This is a genomic window from Rhizobium sp. PL01 (assembly GCF_033447125.1).
GTDB lineage: Bacteria > Pseudomonadota > Alphaproteobacteria > Rhizobiales > Rhizobiaceae > Pararhizobium.
Genome location: NZ_JAWQUM010000002.1, coordinates 80,471 through 100,541, shown reverse-complemented (window position 1 = coordinate 100,541; position 20,071 = coordinate 80,471). Strand labels below are relative to the sequence as shown.

The 20,071-nt window shown below is 59.6% G+C and carries 19 protein-coding genes; 7 read left to right on the top strand and 12 right to left on the bottom strand.

All coding sequences use genetic code 11. The annotated features are described in order from the left end of the window. Nucleotides 1-16: 16 nt before the first annotated feature. From R6X40_RS04870 to rpiA, 5 genes are all read right to left on the bottom strand, one after another. Entirely contained in the window at nucleotides 17-415 is a 399-nt protein-coding gene (locus R6X40_RS04870) for a GFA family protein (protein WP_318411502.1), read from the bottom strand. A gap of 123 nt (nucleotides 416-538) precedes the next feature. Continuing rightward, entirely contained in the window at nucleotides 539-1,912 is a 1,374-nt protein-coding gene (locus tag R6X40_RS04865; protein WP_318411500.1) for a class II 3-deoxy-7-phosphoheptulonate synthase, read from the bottom strand. A gap of 274 nt (nucleotides 1,913-2,186) precedes the next feature. Next, on the bottom strand, nucleotides 2,187-3,578 hold the full coding sequence (gor, locus tag R6X40_RS04860; protein WP_318411499.1) for a glutathione-disulfide reductase: 1,392 nt from the start codon (nucleotides 3,576-3,578) through the stop codon (nucleotides 2,187-2,189). A 205-nt stretch (nucleotides 3,579-3,783) separates the two neighbouring features. Continuing rightward, nucleotides 3,784-4,335 (bottom strand): DUF2059 domain-containing protein, encoded by a 552-nt coding sequence (locus tag R6X40_RS04855; protein ID WP_318411497.1) that lies wholly within the window; start codon nucleotides 4,333-4,335, stop codon nucleotides 3,784-3,786. A 159-nt stretch (nucleotides 4,336-4,494) separates the two neighbouring features. Beyond that, nucleotides 4,495-5,187 (bottom strand): ribose-5-phosphate isomerase RpiA, encoded by a 693-nt coding sequence (rpiA, locus tag R6X40_RS04850; RefSeq protein ID WP_318411495.1) that lies wholly within the window; start codon nucleotides 5,185-5,187, stop codon nucleotides 4,495-4,497. Nucleotides 5,188-5,405: 218 nt separating this feature from the next. On the opposite strand from rpiA, the gene R6X40_RS04845 reads away from it, so the two are divergent. Next, a complete protein-coding gene (locus R6X40_RS04845) occupies nucleotides 5,406-6,083 on the top strand; it encodes an HAD family hydrolase (protein ID WP_318411493.1) in 678 nt (225 codons plus the stop codon). A gap of 52 nt (nucleotides 6,084-6,135) precedes the next feature. On the opposite strand, the gene R6X40_RS04840 is transcribed toward R6X40_RS04845, so the two are convergent. Then, on the bottom strand, nucleotides 6,136-8,013 hold the full coding sequence (locus R6X40_RS04840; RefSeq protein WP_318411492.1) for a murein L,D-transpeptidase: 1,878 nt from the start codon (nucleotides 8,011-8,013) through the stop codon (nucleotides 6,136-6,138). A gap of 92 nt (nucleotides 8,014-8,105) precedes the next feature. On the opposite strand from R6X40_RS04840, the gene R6X40_RS04835 reads away from it, so the two are divergent. From R6X40_RS04835 to R6X40_RS04825, 3 genes are all read left to right on the top strand, one after another. After that, nucleotides 8,106-8,342 (top strand): hypothetical protein, encoded by a 237-nt coding sequence (locus R6X40_RS04835; protein WP_318411490.1) that lies wholly within the window; start codon nucleotides 8,106-8,108, stop codon nucleotides 8,340-8,342. Between the two features lie 199 nt (nucleotides 8,343-8,541). After that, entirely contained in the window at nucleotides 8,542-9,954 is a 1,413-nt protein-coding gene (gene fumC / locus R6X40_RS04830) for a class II fumarate hydratase (protein ID WP_318411488.1), read from the top strand. 184 nt (nucleotides 9,955-10,138) lie between these two features. Then, nucleotides 10,139-11,206, top strand: coding sequence for a GGDEF domain-containing protein (locus tag R6X40_RS04825; RefSeq protein ID WP_318411487.1), 1,068 nt, complete (start codon nucleotides 10,139-10,141; stop codon nucleotides 11,204-11,206). 78 nt (nucleotides 11,207-11,284) lie between these two features. On the opposite strand, the gene R6X40_RS04820 is transcribed toward R6X40_RS04825, so the two are convergent. The 4 genes from R6X40_RS04820 to R6X40_RS04805 all read right to left on the bottom strand — a co-directional run bounded on the left by R6X40_RS04820 (nucleotide 11,285) and on the right by R6X40_RS04805 (nucleotide 14,198). Continuing rightward, nucleotides 11,285-12,088, bottom strand: coding sequence for a M15 family metallopeptidase (locus tag R6X40_RS04820; RefSeq protein ID WP_318411486.1), 804 nt, complete (start codon nucleotides 12,086-12,088; stop codon nucleotides 11,285-11,287). Further along, on the bottom strand, nucleotides 12,072-12,458 hold the full coding sequence (locus tag R6X40_RS04815) for a hypothetical protein (protein ID WP_318411484.1): 387 nt from the start codon (nucleotides 12,456-12,458) through the stop codon (nucleotides 12,072-12,074). The genes R6X40_RS04820 and R6X40_RS04815 overlap by 17 nt, the downstream gene beginning before the upstream one ends. Before the next feature lie 111 nt (nucleotides 12,459-12,569). Then, nucleotides 12,570-13,178 carry a pyridoxamine 5'-phosphate oxidase family protein gene (locus R6X40_RS04810; protein ID WP_318411483.1) on the bottom strand — a complete coding sequence of 203 codons (609 nt, stop codon included), beginning with the start codon at nucleotides 13,176-13,178 and terminating at the stop codon, nucleotides 12,570-12,572. 105 nt (nucleotides 13,179-13,283) lie between these two features. Next, nucleotides 13,284-14,198 carry an alpha/beta hydrolase gene (locus R6X40_RS04805; protein WP_318411481.1) on the bottom strand — a complete coding sequence of 305 codons (915 nt, stop codon included), beginning with the start codon at nucleotides 14,196-14,198 and terminating at the stop codon, nucleotides 13,284-13,286. Between the two features lie 47 nt (nucleotides 14,199-14,245). On the opposite strand from R6X40_RS04805, the gene R6X40_RS04800 reads away from it, so the two are divergent. Beyond that, complete coding sequence (locus R6X40_RS04800; protein WP_318411479.1) at nucleotides 14,246-14,731, top strand: MarR family transcriptional regulator; 486 nt, start codon at nucleotides 14,246-14,248, stop codon at nucleotides 14,729-14,731. A gap of 17 nt (nucleotides 14,732-14,748) precedes the next feature. On the opposite strand, the gene R6X40_RS04795 is transcribed toward R6X40_RS04800, so the two are convergent. Beyond that, a complete protein-coding gene (locus tag R6X40_RS04795; protein ID WP_318411477.1) occupies nucleotides 14,749-15,123 on the bottom strand; it encodes a DUF971 domain-containing protein in 375 nt (124 codons plus the stop codon). 249 nt (nucleotides 15,124-15,372) lie between these two features. Between R6X40_RS04795 and moaA the strand changes: the two genes are divergently transcribed. Further along, nucleotides 15,373-16,362: a GTP 3',8-cyclase MoaA gene (gene moaA / locus R6X40_RS04790; protein WP_318412350.1), complete on the top strand. Its 990-nt coding sequence runs from the start codon at nucleotides 15,373-15,375 to the stop codon at nucleotides 16,360-16,362. Nucleotides 16,363-16,396: 34 nt separating this feature from the next. Further along, the gene (locus R6X40_RS04785) at nucleotides 16,397-17,317 is read left to right on the top strand and encodes an aminoglycoside phosphotransferase family protein (RefSeq protein WP_318411475.1); all 921 of its coding nucleotides are present in this window, start codon (nucleotides 16,397-16,399) and stop codon (nucleotides 17,315-17,317) included. Between the two features lie 67 nt (nucleotides 17,318-17,384). Here the strand turns inward: R6X40_RS04785 and R6X40_RS04780 are convergent, their stop codons facing one another. Continuing rightward, the gene (locus tag R6X40_RS04780; RefSeq protein WP_318411473.1) at nucleotides 17,385-19,937 is read right to left on the bottom strand and encodes a HAMP domain-containing methyl-accepting chemotaxis protein; all 2,553 of its coding nucleotides are present in this window, start codon (nucleotides 19,935-19,937) and stop codon (nucleotides 17,385-17,387) included. Nucleotides 19,938-20,071 lie beyond the last annotated feature (134 nt).

Here is a 20,071-nt window from a genome sequence, read left to right as displayed (position 1 = left end):
CGGTCAGCCGCCGTCATCAAGCGTTTGACTGCGCAAACTGCGGCAGATCATCATTGATCTCGTAGAAATCGCTTTTATCGGCACAGAAGATGTGGACGCCGAATGCCAGGCCGGTCGGCGTGTCGAAAGCTCCGGCCATGATCGACGTGTAATCGAGACTATCCATTTTCCAGAACAGTGCCGAACCGCAAATCTTGCAGAACCCGCGGCGGGCCTGCGGGCTGGAACGATACCAGGTGATATTCTCGCCGCCCTCAAGATCCAGATCGCCATCGAGAACGTTGGTCGCCGCATAATAAAGCCCGGTCTGTTTTCGGCATTGGGAACAATGGCAGGCAATCACCTCGCGCAATTCACCATGGGTGTGAAAACGGACTGCACCGCAATTGCACGATCCGGCGTTTTCTTTTGCCATTCTTTATTCCCCTGAACTGAAACCCCGGCGCGTCACCCGGGCAGTAAAAAACCGGGCCAGCTTCATCAGCTGGCCCGGTTCTGTCAATTTCAATTCGCTCAGACTGAGGATCAGCGGCGCTGATCAGCCGTTGACGACCATCCGCTTTTCATCGCGGCCGCCCTTCATGCGCTCGGCAAGAAGGAAAGCAAGTTCGAGCGCCTGGTCGGCGTTGAGACGCGGATCGCAATGGGTGTGGTAACGATCGCCAAGGTCAGCGCCGGACAGCGCGCGGGCACCACCGGTGCATTCCGTAACATCGTTGCCGGTCATCTCGATATGGATGCCGCCCGGATGCGTTCCTTCGGCGCGGTGGATCTGGAAGAAGCTTTCGACTTCCGACAGGATCCGCTCGAACGGACGTGTCTTGTAGTTGTTGAGCGTGATCGTGTTGCCGTGCATCGGATCGCAGGACCAAACGACCTTGCGGCCTTCCTTTTCGACGGCACGGATCAAGCGCGGCAGATTCTCGGCAACCTTGTCATGGCCGAAACGGCAGATCAGCGTCAGGCGGCCGGCCTCGTTCTGCGGGTTGAGCAGGTCGATCAGTTCGATCAGGCCATCGGCCGTCAGGGACGGGCCACACTTGAGACCGAGCGGGTTCTTGATGCCGCGGCAGTATTCGATATGCGCGTGGTCGGCCTGGCGTGTACGGTCGCCGATCCAGATCATGTGGCCAGACGTGGCATACCAGTCGCCCGAGGTCGAATCGACGCGGGTCAGCGCCTGCTCGTAACCGAGCAGCAGCGCCTCATGGCTGGTGAAGAAATCGGTCTCGCGCAGGTTCGGATTTGTCTCCGGCGTGATGCCGATCGCCTTCATGAAATCCATGGTTTCGGAAATCCGGTCGGCGAGCTTGCGGTAGCGCTCGGCCTGCGGGCTCTCCTTGACGAAACCGAGCATCCACTGGTGCACGTTGTCGAGATTGGCATAGCCGCCCATCGCGAAGGCGCGCAGCAGGTTCAGCGTTGCCGCCGACTGCCGGTAAGCCATGATCTGGCGCTCCGGATCCGGGATACGGGACTTTTCGTTGAATTCGATGCCGTTGATGATGTCACCGCGATAGCTGGGCAGCTCGATATCGCCCTGCTTCTCGATGTTGGAGGAGCGTGGCTTGGCGAACTGGCCGGCAATACGGCCGACCTTGACGACAGGCTGCTGGGCGCCGAACGTCAGGACGACGGCCATCTGCAGGAACGCGCGGAAGAAGTCGCGGATCGTGTCCGCGCCATGCTCGGCAAAGCTCTCGGCGCAATCGCCGCCCTGCAGGAGGAAACCCTTGCCCGCAGCGACATTCGCAAGCTGGCTCTTCAGACGGCGCGCTTCGCCGGCAAAAACCAGCGGCGGATAGGTCGAGAGCTGCGCTTCGGCGGCGGCGAGTGCTGCCATATCCGGAAAATCCGGCACCTGCTGGATGGGCTTCTGCCGCCAGCTGTTCGGGGTCCAATTCTGTACCATGTCGATCACCTGTTCTCTTGCGCAAGGTCCGCCGCAGCAGCAGTCGCATCGCCGGATCACGCCCGGGCAATGCCGCCTGAAACCGGTTTTGAACCGCGTATCAACGGCACAATTCCTGAACCGCAGCTTCCCTTGAGAGAAAACGGCGATTTTGCGGATGCGGGCTTATAAACGTTAACATGGGGATTGCAAAGCCATTGTGCCAGCAAAGTGCGCGCAGCCCCGGCGCGCCCTACCCTATGATGTCAAATGTTTGGTGCAACAGCCTATCGGCTCAACCCATTCGCTCGCCGTTCTTGATCCGGTAGCTCGGATTGTACATCGTCACCAGTTCTTCAGATGCCGTCGGATGTACCGCCATGGTACGGTCGAAATCATCCTTGGTGCAACCGGCTTTCAGCGTAATTCCAAGCAATTGCGCCATTTCGCCGGCCTCGTGACCGAGAATGTGGGCACCCAGAACCTTGCGATCGGCGGCATTGACGACCAGCTTCATGATGGTCTTTTCGCTGCGTCCGGACAGTGTCGCCTTCATCGGGCGGAACTCGGCCCGGTAGATTTCCAGGTCTTCGAATTTCTTGGCGGCATCGTCTTCCGACAGCCCGACTGTGCCGATTTCCGGCTGAGAGAAAACAGCGGTGGCAATCAGATCATGATCCGGGGATGTCGGGTTGCCCTTGTACTCCGTCTCGATGAAGCACATCGCCTCATGGATCGCCACCGGCGTCAGCTGGACGCGGTCGGTCACGTCACCCAGAGCATAGATGCCGGGCGCGCTGGTGCGCGAAAACGCGTCGATGGTGATGGCGCCACGCTCATTGACGGCAACACCAGCGGCCTCTAGGCCAAGCCCCCTGGTGTTCGGCACGCGCCCGAGCGCCAGCATGACCTGGTCGACGGTCAGCGCGCCATGTTTCTTCGTCTCCACCACCAGCCTGCCATCGGCATTTTTGGCGACGGATTGGATCAGGTCCTCGCAGAGGATACGGATACCCTTCTGTTCCATCGCCGCATGCAGCCCGCGCCGCATGTCCTGGTCGAAGCGCGACAGAATTTCCTTGCCGCGATAGATCAGCGTCGTTTCGACACCGAGACCATGGAAGACATTGGCGAATTCGACCGCGATGTACCCACCACCGGCGATCACGATCGCTTTCGGCAGTTCCGGCAGATCGAAGGCTTCGTTCGAGCTGATGCAGAACTCGTGGCCCGGCAGTGCATCGTGGGAGCTGGGGTGACCGCCAACGGCAATGACGATCCGCTCGGCCGTCACTGTCTTGCCGCTATCGAGTAGCTTGATCGTGTTCGGCCCGGTCAGCTCTGCTCTTGTGTGCAGGATTTCCGCCCCGGCATTGGCCAGCCCCTTCTGATAGAGCCCCTCCAGCCGGGTGATTTCCTTTTCCTTGGCCGCAACCAACTTTTTCCAGTCAAACGTGCTTTCGCCGACGGTCCATCCAAAACCTTCCGCATCCTCGAAATGCTCGGCAAACTGCGACGCATAGACGTAGAGCTTCTTTGGAACGCAACCGCGGATCACGCACGTGCCGCCATAGCGGAACTCTTCGGCAATCGCCACCTTCTTGCCCATCGCAGCTGCCAGCCGGCCGCTGCGCACGCCGCCGGAACCGCCACCAATAACGAAGAGGTCATAATCGAAAGAAGCCATGATGAAATACTCCCGGCCGGGTCATATGCGAAGGGAGGCGGGGCGCGGGGCAAGGCTGCGATCAAGAAGAGGATACAGCGTCTCACCGGCGATTCCGCCGTGTGCTGGTGATATAGGGTGGCAGGATACAAAATGAAAAGCCCGGAATGACCCGGGCTTAAGCAAATCCGCGTGAAGCTTGCTGCCTTGAACCGGCAGTGGCTCCCTATTGGGCGGGCGTTACAGGCGCCGCACCATCAATCGGCTGCTGACCGGCGGTCAGGGTGGCGCTGAGTTCCTTGGTCGCTGCCGCATTCAGGTCGCGGGAAATGCCGGAGGCCCAGATATCGGCTGCCTTGACCATTTCGCGCGAAGCGATAGGGCCGTCGTTCAAAAGCTTTTTGCCGGCGTCGGACGTGTAGAATGTCGCAATCGCATTCAGCTGTTCGACGGTGAAGGTCTTGGCGTAAATCGTTGCCGCTTCGCGCTCCAGGTCAGCGCGGCGGGCAGCCAGTTCCAGCGCCTTGCTGTCAACCGTCTTGGAAATCAGGTCTTCATAGTTCGGCGAAGACTGGATGAGTGTCGTCTTCAGGCGCTCGGCCAGGTTCGGCAGGATGTTGTCGAAGCCGTTGGTGGCGTTGATCGCGGCAATTGCAGCACGCGCAGCCTTGATTTGTTCGTCCGTGACTTCCTGTGCCCGCAGGGTCGGAACCATGACGGCGGAAAGGATGATAGCTGTTGCAGCCATTGTACGGCCGAGACCTGCGAATTTAATCATGTCTGTAACGCTCCTGTCAGTTGATGCCGGGTTGCGCGCGCGCCTTGCATCTGCGAACCCCTGCATAATCCAATTTCAAAGCTGTCGCCACAGCTTCGGGCAAACCCGACCGGCGGCAACGCTATAACAATCCGGCGCGACCATCTCGGCCGCAGCCGGTCAAGCCGTCATCACCCTCGCCCCCGCCGGACCGGCGATAATGGCAAGCGATGCAATGCCGATGAATAGTCCATGTTCGACCACGCCAGGAATGGCGTTCAGTTCGCGTGCAAGCGCATCTGCATCAGGAATACGGCCAAAAGATGCATCCAGAATCAGATGTCCACCATCGGTCATGAACGGTCCGTCGCCTGAAGCGCGCACCGCGATTTCGCCGGAAAGTCCGTGCCGCGCGGCAAGCTTTTCAATGGCAATACGCGTCGCGCCCAGCCCGAACGAATTGACTTCGATCGGCAGCTTGAAAGCGCCGAGTGTCTCGACGACTTTGGTTTCGTCGGCAATCACGATCATCCGCGCCGACGCGCAGGCGACGATCTTTTCCCGCAGCAGTGCGCCGCCTCCGCCCTTGATCAGGCGCAGCATTGGATCCACTTCGTCTGCACCATCAATGGTCAGATCGAGTTCGGGGAGTTCTTCGAGCGACTTCAACGGTACACCGAGTTCCAGGCAAAGCCGTGCGGTACGCTCGGATGTCGGCACGCCCTCGACCCGGAATCCGGACGCCACTTTCTCAGCCAGCAGACGGACGAACTCTTCCGCCGTCGAGCCTGTGCCGATACCAAGCCGCATGCCATCTTCGACATAGTCCAGTGCTGCAGCCGCAGCCTTGATCTTCATTTGACGGGCGTCCATGCGCCACAATCTCCTCAAAACTCACCATTTGACCGCCGAAAAGTACGGCGCCTATCATTCCGATGAGACGTTTACACGGCTGCAACGGCAAACAAAAGCCCCAATAGCGGCCTGAATGCAAAAGCAAACTGGCGCTGTCGCGTAAAGTTGCGATTGCTTTTCTTTGCTGCTTCCCCTACCCGGATGGCAACATTCCCTACAGACTTCATGAGGTTTCCATGTCCGCATCCGTTGTCGTGTTTGATCTTGATGGAACCCTCGTCGATACAGCACCCGATCTGGTCGCAAGCCTCAACCATGCGGTGACGCAGGCGGGCCTTACGCCGGTGACCTATGATGACCTGACACACCTGGTCGGGCATGGTGCCAAGGCCATGATCGAGCGTACGTTCACGCTGCGCGGTAAGACACTCTCCAGCACGGACCTCGATTGGCAGATGAAGGAATTCATCGACTTCTATCACGGCTCGATGCCGGGCGATTCCTTCCCTTATCCTGGCGTCATCACCGCGATGGACCGCCTGTCTGCCGCCGGCTACACCCTTGCCGTCTGCACCAACAAGCTGGAAATGCTGGCGAAGAGCCTGCTCGAGGGGCTTGGATTGACGTCCCGCTTTGCAGCCATCACCGGCGGCGATACGTTTCCCGTGCGCAAGCCTGATGCCGAGCATCTGCTGTCGACCATTCGTCTTGCCGGCGGTTCACCTGAAAAATCGGTGATGGTCGGCGACAGCCTCAACGACATCCTCGTTGCACGAAACGCTTCTGTGCGCTCGATCGGTGTACCGTTCGGCTATTCCGATGTCCCGGTCGAAAGCCTCAAGCCGGATATCATCGTCAACCACTTCGACGAACTGACCCCAGACCTGATCGAACGTTTAATCGCCCGGGCATAAAAAAGGCGGCTTGAAGCCGCCTTTTTTAATGGATTGATCCGGCGAACCGGTCTCAACCTTCGGCCCGGCGCGCAAGGCGCGTAGCTTCCAGCGCGCGGTCCATGTACATGTCGCGATCATAGACATCGTGGAAGTACTCGACCGTGCCGTCCTTGTTCGGCCATGCCGTGAAATAGGCGACATAGACCGGGATCTTCTGCGGCACGGACACGCCCTTGTTGCGGCCGCCGGCAATCTGCTTGCCGACATCCTCAACCGTCGTGCCGAGTACGGCAGCCGCCATCTTGCGCGGATCTGCCAGGCGCACGCAACCGTGGCTGAGCGCCCGGTCATCCTTCTTGAAGAAACTCTTCGACGGCGTGTCGTGCATGTAAATGGCATGCGCGTTCGGAAACAGAATTTTCAGTTCGCCCAGCGCATTGTCGCTGCTTGGCGGCTGGCGCACAGCGACACCGGCGGTGGAACCGTTCCAGTTGACATCATAGGACGACACCGGCCGTCCCTTCAGTTCGACCTGATAGCCGAGACGATCGAGATAGCCCGGATCGGCGCGCAGCTTGGGCAGCATTTCGTTGATGATGATCGACTGCGGCACGCCCCAATAGGGGTTGAACTCGACGGTCTGGATCTCGTCTTCGAAGAAGAATGTCTGGTGGGCCTTTGAACCGACAACCACCCGCATCGAAAACTGCTCGGCGCCCTGGTTGTGATAATAGACCATGAAGGCAGGCTGATTGATGAACACATAGCGGCTGCCAAGATCGGCGGGCAGCCAGCGCGCCTGCTCCATGGCGATCCGCACCTTTGCAGCCTTGCTTTCAGTCGTGTCCCCGCCTGTCAGGATGCGGATCGACGCCTTGCCGACGACGCCGTCCGGCGTCAGGCCGTGTTCCTTCTGGAAGCCTTCGACCAGCGCCACCAGTTCCGGGGTATAGTCCGGCGTGCCCTGGTAGGCGGACAGGGTCAGCGCATGCTCGACCTTCAGCGCATCCGATCCCTTAACGCGGATGGCCGCGACCACATTGGCCAGTTCCGGATTGCTGATGCCCGGCTTCAGAAGCGTGCCCGGCGCGATCGTGATCCGCGGTGCATCGCCGGTCTTTGCCTGGAGTGTTTCAAGCTCACGCTTCAGCGCCAGGAATTCGGTGCCGGTCGGCGTCTGCGAGTTGAGATAGGCGGCGACATCATGGCTTCTGGCGATATTGTCCAGTTTGCCGGTCAGGTTCACAGCCTTGCGTTTGAAATCGTGATAGCCGGAAATCTTGTTCGGATCGATGCGGCCACGCACCGTGTCGGTGATATAGGTCAGCGTTGCGGCGGACAGCTGGATCTCAAACTCGACCAGCGATTTTTCACGCGCAGCCATGTCGTTGCGGTCGAACGTGTCGGACGGCACGGCGACGGCATAGTCCTGCGGGTCGAGACCAACGTTGGCCGCCTCCCCCAACACGGTCAGAGCAGCCTTGGCAGCAGCGTTCGGCGCGTCGCCATCGATCCAGACAAATCCGTCACGGCCGGTATAAAATGTCTCGATTGCCTTGGCCACATCAGCCGGCGCATACGCCGTGACCTCGGGCAGGAACTGGCGGGCGTCGGAAAGTGCAGGGCGCGGCATTGCCGGCAGAGGCTCATTGTTGACGGAACCGGTCACCACCGGATCAACGAGCTTCGCCGTGGCGATCCGGCGCAGCGGTTCAGCCTTGTAAGTATAATATTGCGGCGAGGTCACCTTTGGCAGCGGACGAGCGGCCTGCTTCTGCACGGGCTGCATCTGTTCAACGCCAGGCAGCGGCTGAACCTCTTCAACAACCGGCTTTTTCTTGCGGAAAAGATCCAGCAGGTTCAGCGCTTCGGCGCGCTGGACACCGAGAGAGGCGAACGCGCACCCGGCCATCAGTGTCATGATTGCAGCAGTCTTCATCAACTTCATTTGGTTCACTCGTCCCCGTATCGCATTGCCGCCGTCAGCGGTTCGCGCCCGATACCCATCATGTCACCAGGCTTTCGTACTTATAAGAAAGGATGGTGAATGAAAAGGAAACGACCACCCCTGCGGACCTCCGCCGACCGTCACAAATGCGTGAAAAGCCCAGCATGAAGAAGACGGGTGGCGGCCCGCAAAAATTTGAATTTCCTGCATTATTTCTTCATGGCCCAAAAAAATCGTCGGATGGGGCGGAAATTGCCGCAAACACCACCAAAACTATCCGTCCGCTTGTGTCTGAAAAGGCACAGCATCATGGCCACCGGCAGGTTTGAACGATCACTGCCGCAGGCAATCACAGGAAACCAAGATCAGGATGGATTTTAAACGATTGTAGCGTGGCGCACGCCGCTGCAACCTCTTTACAAGCACCAGCCACCTGGGCCAGAGAGAACCGCATCACAGCTTCAGACCGTTGCGCTGCAACGGCCTCATCCACCCTCCGGCAACGACACCGCCCGGTCTCATTGCCGAATGACGAAAGCAGGGATTACCATGACATCAACGCGCACCGAAACAGATACGTTTGGCCCGATCGAAGTCGCAAGCGACCGCTATTGGGGCGCACAGGCGCAACGCTCGCTCGGCAACTTCAAGATCGGCTGGGAAAAACAGCCGCTTTCGATCGTGCGCGCGCTAGGCATCGTCAAGCAGGCCGCCGTCCGCGCCAACATGGAACTGCAGGGCCTCGACCCCGTCGTCGGCAACGCGATCATCGCGGCCGCCCAGGAGGTCATCGACGGCAAACTCAACGATCATTTCCCGCTCGTGGTGTGGCAGACCGGCTCCGGCACCCAGTCGAACATGAACGCCAACGAAGTCATCTCCAACCGGGCGATCGAAATGCTCGGCGGCATCATGGGCTCGAAGAAGCCGGTGCACCCGAACGATCACGTCAACATGAGCCAGTCGTCAAACGATACCTATCCGACGGCCATGCACATCGCCTGCGCCGAACGCGTCGTCCATGACCTGCTGCCAGCCTTGAAGCACCTGCATGTTGCCCTCGTCGCCAAAGTGAAGGCGTTCGACCACATCATCAAGATCGGCCGCACACACACGCAGGACGCAACCCCGCTGACGCTCGGCCAGGAATTTTCCGGTTATGCGGCACAGGTCGCCTCCTCGATCAAGCGCATCGAAATGACCCTGCCCGGCCTGTGCGAACTCGCCCAGGGCGGAACGGCGGTCGGAACCGGCCTCAATGCGCCGATCGGCTTTGCCGAAAAGGTCGCCGATGAGATTGCCAAGATTACCGGTATCGCCTTCGTCACCGCACCCAACAAGTTCGAGGCGCTGGCCGCCCATGATTCGATGGTCTTCAGCCACGGCGCGATCAACTCGGCCGCTGCAGCTCTGTTCAAGATCGCCAACGACATCCGCTTTCTCGGCTCCGGCCCGCGGTCCGGCCTTGGCGAATTGTCGCTGCCGGAAAACGAACCGGGCTCGTCGATCATGCCGGGCAAGGTCAACCCGACCCAGTGCGAAGCGCTGACGCAGGTCTGCGTGCAGGTGTTCGGCAACAACGCGGCGCTGACCTTTGCCGGCAGCCAGGGCCATTTCGAGCTCAACGTCTACAATCCGCTGATGGCTTACAACTTCCTGCAGTCGGTACAGCTCCTGTCCGACGCCGTGGTCTCCTTCACCGACAATTGCGTTGTCGGCATCGAGGCGCGCGAAGACAATATCAAGGCGGCACTCGACCGCTCGCTGATGCTGGTCACGGCACTGGCTCCGAAGATCGGCTATGACAATGCCGCCAAGATCGCCAAGACCGCGCATAAGAACGGCACGACCCTGCGCGAAGAAGCTGTCGGCGGCGGTTACGTCACCGACGCCGAATTCGACGCGGCAGTTCGCCCTGAAACGATGATTAGCCCTTCCTGATACACTATCGACGCAATCTCCGGTAGATCATTCGGGCAACCATCACGGTTGCCCGTTTTCGTTTGGCAGGACGGGAGGCTTTATCTTCATGCAATCTAATTGATCGGATTTGCCAAACGTTAAGCCTTCCAAAATCTTTAACCCCTAAAACTAGCGGCTGGAGACAACAAAACAGGAGCTTGCCATGCAAGCGGCTTCGACCAAGGCACAAATACCGGATATCGCAGCGCAGGTGACCTACGCGATGCGGATCATGGGTATCTCGCCGCTACCGCGCAACTATGAGCTTTATTACGAAGCCTATATAGGCTCCAATCCGAAATTGACCAAGGAGCTGGCGGCGCTTGGCAGCCGTGCGACCCAGGAAGAACTGGACGAGATCGGCGCCCGCTATTTCAGCCATTTCCACCATGCCGCCGGCATCGATCGAGCCCACAGCCATCTGACAAGCGAACTCGGCGATCTTCTCAAGCTGTTGAAGGATGAGCAGTTCGCGCTCGAGAACTACAACAAGCTGCTGGACGAGACCTATCAGAACATTACCGGCAAAAGCAGCTCCAGCGCCGAAATCCTGCGCCAATGCGTCAGCCTGCTGACAGAGGCAACGGCGGACACGATGAGCCAGGGCAAGGAGCGCGCCGAAAACGTTTCGCTCAAATCCTTCGAGATGGAGGTCATCCGCCAGGAGCTCGATGAATACAAGCGGATCGCCAACACCGATTCTCTGACCCGCCTTGCCAACCGCCGGGCGTTCGACGAAAAACTGGCCGCGATCTACAATGTCGAACAGCAGCGCGGGTTTACCGGCCTGCTGATCGCCGACATCGACCATTTCAAGAAGGTCAATGACAGCTACGGCCATCCGGTCGGCGACAAGATTCTGGCCACCGTCGGCACGGTCATCCGCGCCAACCTGCGCCGTGACGCGTTCGTCGCCCGCACCGGCGGCGAGGAATTCGCCGTCATTCTCGGGGACAGCAGCCTGGAGGAAAGCCTTCAGGTCGCCGAACGCATCCGCAATGCGCTGGCGACCACACCGTTCAAGAATTCCAAGACCGGCGTCAACTATGGCCCGATTACCTTGTCCGTCGGTGTCTGCCAGGCATCGCATGCCGACGACCCGACCGATCTCTACAACAAGGCTGACATCGCGCTCTATTGTGCCAAGAACGCCGGCCGCAACAGGACGATCCTGTTTGAAGACGGCATGAAAAAAGATACCGGCAAGAACTGGCTGATCTATCGCAAATAGACGGAAATCCCGTTGTCAGACCAGGGCGCCCATCTGGCGCCCTTTTTTTTGTTTTCGGCCATCCGGCAAGCGGCAACGCTAATGGCAGGCCGAAGCACCCGCTGCTTTGCCAATGGCAATGAGCTCGGGACGGTATTCGAAATGCATGGTGTCATAGTGGTACCAGCGCCCGCCCCAGATAAAACCGTGCCGCTCGAAGGCATCGACGATCTTCATCGGGTATTTGTTGCGGTACTGTGTCACCCTGCCCGGCTTACCGCCTGACCAGACCCAGTAATCCGCATATTGGGTGTTGATATCGATCGCAGCGCCAAAACTGTGGACCGACATGTTCGGCGCGCCTGAAACCTTGCGCCAGTTGAAAGTGCCGGCCGATGGCGCCAGAAACGCTTTCATCTCCGGCATCGCCTTCAGCTCATCACGCACCTTTTCAAGCGCTGCGGCGACGCCCTGCCGCTTGGTAAGACGCAAGGTTTTGCCGAACCAGTCGACAGGGACCAGCGATGCCTCGACTTCCTTTGCCGTTTTGCCATAGAGCCGCATCATCAGCGCATCGCTGCGGATGCGGCCGGGATCGACATTGACATCGGGCTTGGTCTCGCACGGGCCAGCCGGGTAAACCTGAGACAGGCTGTCCTCAACATCGCCCGCCGCGAGTTTCTCCGCATGCCCCTTGGTCTTACCATCATCGACCGGTAGCAGACTGCCATCGCGAAAACGAATCGCTCCATCTTCCGGCTTCGCAAGCGACCAGGGATAGGCCGAGACCAGTAACTCCAGTTTCCGGGCGAGCGTCAGATCGGCAGCACCGACGGGAAACGCGGTAGCCAGCGCGGTTGCAAACGCCACGCCGGCCAGCATACGGTCAATCGACCGTGACATTGATATAGTCGCCTTCAGCGCCACGGAAAATCTGCACGTTGATGACGGAACCGCCACGCAACAGCGCGCGGGCAGCGCCGGTTTCGATCGTGCCATATTCGATCATGCGTTCGGCCTTTTCGCGGTTCTTGGCGGAGGCGAAGAAACTGTCACCTTCATCGCCGGGCTGGGTGACGCCATAGCGATGATAGTTCGCCCTGTCCTGGCGGATGACCTGCCATGGCTCGGTCAGCGCCTCGCCATTGGAGTTATAGAGGTCTTCCTCGCCGATATAGGCGTTGTATTCCTCGACCAGCCGGTCGGCTCGGGCAACGCCCGCCGAAAGGCCAAACGCCATGACGGTTGTCAGAAAAATGGTCCGGTATGTCATGTATATCCCCCAACAGACGGATTCTGCGCGCCGCATCCATTTAACGAAACGGGGTGCCCGCTGCTGAAAAAACGTTTCGCCGCCACATTTTATTCGACCGGTCTTGCTCGGCTACCACATGGTTTTTGCAGCGCGCTCCGGCCATTCGCGATCGTAGGTCTCCTTGTCGAAATCCGCTTTGGCTGCTTTCAGCAATGTCCCCGGCGTCGGCAGGGTTTGCGGATCGACGAAGCGCTCCGGATTCCAGATCTGCGATCGGATCAGTGCCCGAGCGCACTGGAAATAGACTTCGCCGATGGTGACGACGATAACGCTGCGCGGATGTTTGCCATCAATTTCGAACGAGCCGGTCAGCTCTGGATCGACGCTGACCACGGCAGTGCCGTTGATCCGCATTGTCGTGTTGGAGCCAGGCACCAGAAACATCAGGGCCACGCGCGGATCGCGCACGATGTTGGCAAGCGAATCGACTCGGTTATTGCCGCGCCAATCGGGCATCAGCACAGTCTTGTCGTCGGCGATCCTGACGACGCAGGCGTCATCGCCGCGCGGCGAACAGTCGAGCCCCTCCGGTCCAACCGTGGCAAGGGCTGCAAACGGAGCCGCCTCGATCATGCAGGCATAATCCGGCGTCAGCCGGCTGGTCACCTTGACCATCGATGCCTCGCTGGTGCTGCCGTAAAGTGCGGTCAGTTCCTCGACCGTGCGAATGATTGTCATGCTGCCCTCCATCGAACCCGCCTTGATCGGCCCCTCTCCAAAGAGCCGTGGCGATCCTTTCGACCGATAGCATGACGCATTTATGACAGCATCGTCGAAAATCGCTCAGGCAGCCTTTCGGCGATCCACCGTTTCCGCAAGAATGAAGGCATTGATCCGCGCGATCACCGGTGCGGCGGAAACGATCCGGCGATGACCGAGGCCGTTTGCCCATTCAAGCTGGACATTGTCGCCTGCCACCGCATAACGGCGCGCATGATCGGCCGAAACCTCCTTGTCATCCTGCGCGTGGATCACGAGAACCGGCGTGATGAGCATGCCGAGAATGCGGGCGGCATCGAACTCTTCGAGCCTACGGCCAGATAGGCGAACGACCATGTTTTCAAGCGCCGCCTGCGCCTTCGCAGACAATCGAAGGTATTTTCCAAAGCCCTTGAAAAGCCAGGTCATCTCGCTGGGCGCCCCTATCAGCACCATTTTCCTGGCAACATGGGACGGCACGTCATCCACGACACCACCGGCGGCACAGGCCAGACTGGCGCCGCCAAACGAATGCCCGACGGCCACATCAAAACCGCCGAACTGCCGCCATGCCGCATCGACCGCACGCACAGCGGCCGGCATGGTCAAGGTCCGTCCCGGTGAAGCGCCGTGTCCCGGCCAGTCAAGCGCCACCACCTCGGCACCACCCGCCGTTAGGCCGTCGATCATCGCTGCCAAATAGTTGCTGCACGATCCCCAGCCATGAACCAGAAGGATACGTTTTGTCGGACCACCGGCGGATCGCGCTTCAAAATGCTTCGCCGTCACCCAACCGCCGGCAAAAGACAGCGTCACCAGCCGCGCTCTCGCCATCACGGGTTCTGCCGCCGCAAGCGCTGCTTTTTCCTTGCCGCTCTTTGGTTTGCGTGATGGCGTGATACTGAACAGGCGAAACGCGAGCTGCCCCGCTGTCTCCGGTGAGAACGCCGCAACGGTTTTAAGCGCAAGGCGGGTGACCTTGATCGCAAACGATGCCATAGTGGGATTCCCTTTAAATGTTCAATGATGAACATTATTGTACAACGATGAACAAAAAGCAAGAGACGATCGAACAGCATCATTTTCCCTGGGATCATCCGCGTTTCCGCAGCTGGATCGCCGTGGCCCGCGCCTGCCAGCTGGCGCAGCAGGCGCTGACCCGCAAGCTCGCCGTGCTCGACATAAAGCCGCCGCATCTGGATATCCTGATCAACCTCTATCGCTTCGACGGCATCTCGCAACAGGAACTGGCGCGAAAGCTGCTGGTCGGCCGCTCCAACATGAGCATGCTCCTGCCGCAGCTCGAGAAGCGTGGCCTGATCGAGCGGCGCGGCGATGAAAAGGACAAGCGGGTGCTGCGGCTGTCGCTGACGGCAAGCGGCCGCCTCCTGTCCGAGCAGGCGATGGAGATCCAGACCACGCTGATCGACAAGTCGCTGGCCGATGAGCCGATTGAGGAATGCCTGATGGTCGCCCAATCGATGGAGCGGCTGATCCAGCGGTTGTTGAAAGAGGAAATCGATCTGGATTAGACGGCGAATACGCGCTGTCAGCGCGGTTTTTCAGCCTTGTCTCGCGTCATGCCCTTCTCGGCCAGATCCCGTTCATAAGCCGAAAACAGCGTCTCGCCGGTAGCACCAAGCTCACGCAGGTAATTCCAGGTGAAAATCCCGGTATCATGACCGTCGTCAAAGCCGATGCGCACGGCGTAATTGCCCGTCGGCGTCATCGAAATAATCGAGACATTGCGCTTGCCGGGCACGGTCAGGCCCTGCCCCGGTCCATGGCCCTGCACTTCAGCCGAAGGCGAGAGGACCCGCAGCATCTCCGCCGAAAGATCAAAGGACGTGCCGTCGTTGAAGGCAACCGTCAGCCGGTGACGGTCCTTTGACACGCGCAGTTCGGTCGGCCAGATATCGCTCATGCCATGCAGTCTCCATTGGTGCACAGCAGCACTAGCGCAGTTTCCAGCGGGATGGAATTGTTTGCGCGCGTGCCGCACTTCTCTTGTTCAAATGAAAGTGTTTCGCGTCTGTTTTCTCATGCTTTTGACCGCTTTCACCTTGACGCGGCCGGTTTTGGTCACGACATTGAAGCAATAGGGAGAATTGTGTTGAATACCGTCACCATCGACAGGATCGGCGCCCACAAGCTGGTCGATGCCAAAGCACCGATGATCGACCCGTTCGGGCGGGCCGTTACCTACCTCAGGGTTTCGGTGACGGATCGCTGCGACTTCCGCTGCACCTATTGCATGGCGGAAAACATGACCTTCCTGCCAAAAAAAGACCTTCTGACGCTTGAGGAGCTGAATCGGCTCTGTTCCGCCTTCATCGCCAAGGGCGTGCGTAAGCTGAGGCTGACCGGCGGCGAGCCTTTGGTGCGCAAGAACGTCATGTTCCTGGTGCGCGAACTCGGCAAGCATGTCCACGCAGGCACACTCGACGAACTGACGCTGACCACCAATGGCTCGCAGCTGTCGAAATATGCAGCCGAGCTTGCCGATTGCGGTGTCCGCCGCATCAACGTCTCGCTCGATACGCTCGACCCCGAAAAATTCAAGCAGATCACCCGCTGGGGCGAATTGTCGAAAGTCATGGAAGGCATCGACGCAGCGCAGGCAGCCGGTATCCACGTGAAGATCAACGCCGTCGCGCTAAAAGGCTTCAATGACGCGGAAATCCCCGGCATGATGCGCTGGGCGCACGGACGCGGCATGGACCTGACCTTGATCGAAACCATGCCGATGGGCGAGATCGACGAGGACCGCACCGACCACTACATGCCGCTGTCCGAGATGCGCGACCGGCTCTCCGAACAGTTCAGTTTCTCCGACATTGCCTATAAGACCGGCGGCCCGGCCCGCTATCTGCAAGTCGCGGAAACCGGCGGCCGTCTCGGCCTGATCACGCCGATGACCCATAATTTCTGCGAGAGCTGCAACCGCGTCCGCCTCACCTGCACCGGCACGCTCTATATGTGCCTCGGCCAGAACGACGCCGCCGACCTGCGCACCGCATTGCGCGCCTCGGATGACGACGCCTATCTCTCGGCCGTCATCGATGAGGCGATCACCCGCAAGCCAAAGGGCCACGACTTCATCATCGACCGCACAAGCAACAAACCCGCCGTCGCCCGCCATATGAGCGTGACCGGCGGGTGATCGACAGCGTGTTGCTGATACGCTCAGGATATCGATGCCGGTAGCAAAGATGCATGACGACGAGCTTGATATCGGCAAGCCGCTTGTGAGCCGCCTGATCGCGGAACAGTTTCCCGGATGGGCCGGCCTTCCCCTGGAACCCGTGGCATCGGCAGGAACAGACAACGCACTTTATCGGTTGGGAAACGATAGGGTGGTGCGTCTGCCACGTCATGCCAGCGCCGCCCAGCAGGTGGAGAAGGAAAGCCGTTGGCTACCGCGCCTCGCCCCACAGTTGCCGCTTGCAGTTCCCGTTCCGCTGGCGCTCGGCATGCCCGCTTCCGGCTATCCTTTCCATTGGTCGGTCTGCGATTGGCTGCCAGGCGACGACGCTGTTGAAAGCCCCATCGCCGATCCGGAGGCCGCCGCCGTCACTCTTTCGTGGTTCATCTCTTCCCTGCAGAAAATAGACATCACCGGCGGCCCACCACCCGGCACACATAATTTTTTCCGGGGTGCCTCACTGGCAAGCCGGGACGCTCAAACCCGCGCGGCAATCGAAAGCCTGAACGGTCTTGTTGAAACGGCCCCTTTGACGCAAGCCTGGAATACAGCCCTGCATATCGAGCCATGGGACAAGCCGCCCGTCTGGCTCCATGGAGATATTCACGCAGGTAACCTGCTGACCAACCAAGGCCGCCTCACCGCCGTGATCGACTTTGGCGGTCTCGGCGTCGGTGATCCCGCATGCGATCTGATGGTGGGCTGGAACCTATTGACGGCCGAGACCCGCGCCACGTTCCGCTCAGGGCTCACCGTTGATGACGCGACGTGGGCCAGAGCCAGAGGTTGGGCCCTGTCCGTCGCAGTTGTCGCCCTGCCATACTACCTCGATACCAACCCGGTCCTTGTCGCCATATCGCGTCACACCATCGAACAGGTCCTTGCCGATCAAGCGGAAGAGTTGAAGGACTGACGCATTACAACAAGAAAAGCCGCCCGGTTTAAGCCGGGCAGCCTTGAAGCCTGTCAGTGTCTCACGATCACGCAGCGTAGCTTCTGCCGTACTGCTGAACCCGGCCGCCCGAGACGGAACGGCTGGTGCCGGTCTTGAAGCGTTCGATCTTCTCGTTGAGAATATCGACCTGATGGCGAAGGCCGTGGATTTCGGCGGTGTTTTCCTCGACCATCGCGGCGTTCTGCTGGGTGATCAGCTCGACCTCGCGCACGGCCTGGTTGACCTCATTGAGACCGCGATACTGGTCTGCGGCGGCCGATTCGATGTTGCTCACCAGCTGGTGGATGGTCGAGATATGGTCGTTGATGACGGTCAGCGCATTGCCGGTTTCCTGAACCAGTTCCACACCACCGCGCACCTGCACGGAGCTTTCCGAAATCAGCCCCTTGATCTCGCGGGCAGCACCCGCACAGCGCTGGGCCAGCTCGCGCACTTCCTGGGCAACGACGGCGAAGCCACGGCCGGCATCACCGGCACGGGCTGCCTCGACGCCGGCATTCAGCGCCAGAAGATTGGTCTGGAAGGCGATCTCGTCGATGACGCCGATGATCGTCGAAATCTTCTCCGAAGACTTGTTGATCGCCGCCATCGCGTCAATGGCCTTGGCAACGACTTCGCCGGAATGCTTGGCATAGCTGTGGGTCTGATCGACCGAAACGGTTGTCTTGCGGGCACTTTCAGCAGTCGACCGAACAATCTCCGTCAGCTGGCCGAGGGCACGCGAGCTTTCCTCCAGCGCCGCGGCCTGCTGTTCGGTACGGCGCGCAAGGTCGTCGGCCGAGGATGCAAGATTGCCGGTGCCGCTGGTGATTTCGTCGGTCACGGAGCGGACATCGATCAGTGTCGCGCGTAGCGCTTCGACGGCGTTGTTATAGGTACGGGCCATGACGATATAGTCTTCGGAAAGATCCTCCGCCATGCCCTCTTCCAGATTGCCATCGGCAAGCTTGGCGAGCACATCGGATAGTGCAGTCAGCGCTTCCATCTGCTCGGCCTCAATGCGGGCACGCTCCTGGCGGCGGCGGGCCTCCTCCTCAGCCGACAGCGTGCGGGCAGCCTCTGCCTCTTGCCCCAAACGGACGTTCTCGACTGCATTGTCACGGAAGACGGCAACCGAGCGCACCATGTCGCCGATTTCGTCGCCACGATTGCGGCCTTCGATGGCAACTTCGAGATCGCCATTGGCAAGCCGGGTCATCGTCTCGGTCACGCGCTTGAGCGGGCCGCGCAGGGTTTCGATCAGCATCAGGCCACCGACGATGGCCAAAAGCGTGCCAGCAACCATGGCGATGATCGACACATCTGCAGAGCGCTGGCTGTCCTTCTTGCCGGCTTCCTGGGCGCTGCTGACGAAATTCTCGAGCGTCTGGCTGGCATCGGCCACCAGAGCGGAGGCTTCGGTCTTGGCGGCCTGCCAGCGTGCGCCGACATCGATCAGTTGCGCAGTCCCGGTATCGATCTGCTCGAGAGACGGGGAAAGCTTGCCTGCGAGATCGCGCAGCGCCGCATTCTTGGCGCCCAGTTCGGACAGTTTCGTCACGCTTTCGCGAACCGCGGCGATATCGGCGATGACATTGTCGCGGCTCGCCGTATCCAGTTTGCGATGTAGCTCGCTGATATGCAGACGTGTGTCGTCAAGGCCCTTGAAGGTCTCATTCATCAGGCCAATCAGCGTCTTCAGGGTCGAAATCTCGCTGTCCATGCCAACAAAGCGTTTGGCAGCCGTGTCGGAATTGGTGACGGCTTCCTTGGCAAAATCGGATTCGTATTTGGAAAACTTGATCAGCGCCGAGCTCAGCTGTGTCTTCTTGAGGTCATTCGGATCGCTGCTGGCGAGGATATCCTGGATAACCTTGGTATCGGCCTTCACCTCGGCGATCTTCGTCAAAACCTTGTCCGAGGCGATCTTTTCAGCTTCGGCAATCTGTTTCAGCAGATGCGGCAACAACGTCGTGGCCTGCTGAACCTTGGAATCCGGCGCAATCGCCATGGTGACCGGCAGGCGGAATTTCTTGATCCGTTCGGCAAGGCCCTGATAGGCGGCGGCATCGAACAGCAACGCCTTGGCAAAGGATTCCTTTTCGCCCGATTCCTTGCGCAGGATGTCGATCTGCTTGAAGGCCGTATTGCCCTGCGCCGTCATATCCGCAAGTGCTGCGTCGAGCGATGCCGTGACACTGTCGCGCTCGGTTTTGATCGACCAGAGCTTGTCCTGCTGCCCGCGCATCGCGTCGCCGAGCGAAACGACCGAGTGGACCTTGGCCTTGTCTTCTCCGGCCGTCAGCAGACCATCCAGCGTCCGGATACCCTTTTCCTGTTCGTCGATGCGGCTTGCAAGCGTCGCGCGCGCCTCTTCGGTGGGATTGTCGACGAACATCTGCAGTCCGCTGCGCAGCGACTGGAAATCGGAGAGGTTGTTGATCGTTTCGCGCGTCACAGTCATGTGCCCGTTCAGCGTGCTTGCGGTGAAGTAACCGACAAGACCGATCCCGGCAATCAATGCCACCAAAGGCACGACGAACAGCAAAACCTTGGTGACAATGCGCAGACGCTGCAAAGAACGATCGATCAGGGACATTCCGAACTCCAGATGTTGAGCAAATCGGACATTTCCGCCAGATTGCTCTCTGGTTGAGAACGAACGAACCGGGGCGCATCCATGGCGCTTGTCGGAATGTCATCCGGTTGATCTCAACGGAAATACTTGCCGTT